The organism is Ochrovirga pacifica (assembly GCF_000220525.1).
GTDB lineage: Bacteria > Bacteroidota > Bacteroidia > Flavobacteriales > Flavobacteriaceae > Ochrovirga > Ochrovirga pacifica.
Map to the genome: position 1 here is coordinate 1 of NZ_AFPK01000058.1, position 1,568 is coordinate 1,568.

3 protein-coding genes are annotated in these 1,568 nt (G+C 30.5%); all 3 read right to left on the reverse strand.

The genetic code is table 11. The annotated features are described in order from the left end of the window. Positions 1-141 precede the first annotated feature (141 nt). Positions 142-444 (reverse strand): type II toxin-antitoxin system RelE/ParE family toxin, encoded by a 303-nt coding sequence (locus FS85_RS0110845; RefSeq protein ID WP_010136310.1) that lies wholly within the window; start codon positions 442-444, stop codon positions 142-144. A gap of 1 nt (position 445) precedes the next feature. Then, complete coding sequence (locus FS85_RS0110850; protein ID WP_010136311.1) at positions 446-667, reverse strand: hypothetical protein; 222 nt, start codon at positions 665-667, stop codon at positions 446-448. Between the two features lie 279 nt (positions 668-946). Beyond that, positions 947-1,540, reverse strand: coding sequence for a hypothetical protein (locus tag FS85_RS0110855; RefSeq protein ID WP_010136312.1), 594 nt, complete (start codon positions 1,538-1,540; stop codon positions 947-949). Positions 1,541-1,568: the final 28 nt, after the last annotated feature.

Below are 1,568 nucleotides of genomic sequence, written 5' to 3' on the forward strand. Positions count from 1 at the left end.
CCAACGGTGTCGTATAACCGTCAGTTTACGGGTTAAAGTACACAAATTTTTCGGTTTAGCACAGACGTTAGCAATTCCGAGTGGATTCGGACGTAGTCGAATCCGCCGTAATTGCGGTTATACATTGTTGGGCTTTCGTTTTTATATTTCTTTGTCTAATTTATTCGGGTCTTGTCTTGTGTCGAATAACGTAACAATATTTATCCGTTTGGAATTATATCGATAATATATAGTTGTTTGTTTTGTGACTACACATTTTCTTAAACTTTTTCCTTTTTTAGATTCGGGAAATATTTCAGGCTGGTTTTTAATTATCTCAATCGATGAATCTAATTTTTCTACAAAATCCTTTTTTACTTTTAAAGACCATTCTTCAATTAAGTATTCGAAAAGTTTTTCTAATTTCCTTTCCGCTGTTTTAGAAATAACAACTTTTCTACTCAATTTATCTGTGTTTTTGCATAAAAGATTCGTAATCCGTTATTTCTCCGTTTTCTATTTCACGAGAAGCTTTTTCAATTTCATTTCGTTGCTCAACAGACAAATCATCCCAAAAGTCAGCAGTTTTAGCTTTTTTTAAAATTTTTTTAATTGACTCAATGATTTTGGGATTTTCTGTATCCAAAAGCATTTTTACCAATTCTATTTTTTCCGCCTGAATATTCATTTCATATTTATTTATAACCAAAAATAATGATTTTAACCTGAAATTTTGATTGGAAACGATTTTTTTAAATGAAGCCCAACGGTTTTGGCTAGGCTTTGTGCGGGAAGAAAATCGGCCAGATTTTCGAACACGTACTAAGCCGAAGCTTTTTGTTTGGTTTTGTTTCTTTTGATTTCACAAAGCCAAATCAACAAGATTTGGCGACTTAGTAAATATACACAAAACTTTGAAGTAAGCACAAAACCCGCATGAAGTTTAGCCGGTGTTGGCTGTAGTTTTTTATTTCAGATTTTCGAGTAATTGATATTTTTCATTAACAAGATTAGATCTTTTCTTTCCGACAGGCTCATTTTTTAATTCAGTTTCAATTTTAATGAATTTATTAGCAAAACTGTAAAATGTTTCAGTTGTAGTAAAGTCTTTCAGCCATTTAGTAAAATCTTTGAGTTCTTCTTGATTTTTCGAATACTCTAAATTTTCGACTAAGCTTGAGTATTCCCAATTTGAACTTTCAGACTTGTCAAAGTGTAACAATTTATTTTCTAAAAACATGTCAATTAAATAAGTATTAGAATAAAATGTTTCTAATGCTTTTTTCTCAGCAAGTTTAATTTTGTTCTTTTTAAAAAGTGTAATTGTCCATTCGAATAGAAATATTGGAAAGCCAGAATCTTCAGGGAAATTTTTATCAAACCAATTGAAATATCTCAGGGCTCCAGAATAATCATTTAATTTTAAATATAATTCTGGTGACATATATCTAAGTCCTCTTCCGTCATGATAAAATCCTCCCCAATGCTTTTTATCAGCAGCGAGTTCACGTTTAATTTTCTTAATTTTATTTTGAATTCTTTCTACTTGCTTTGGAGTCATTTTTCTGTTAGATTCGTATTAATTACAG

Excerpts from the sequence above, each read along its gene's own strand:
- FS85_RS0110850 (WP_010136311.1), bottom strand. The coding sequence starts at position 667 with ATGAATATTCAGGCGGAAAAAATAGAATTGGTAAAAATGCTTTTGGAT.
- FS85_RS0110855 (WP_010136312.1), bottom strand. The coding sequence starts at position 1,540 with ATGACTCCAAAGCAAGTAGAAAGAATTCAAAATAAAATTAAGAAAATT.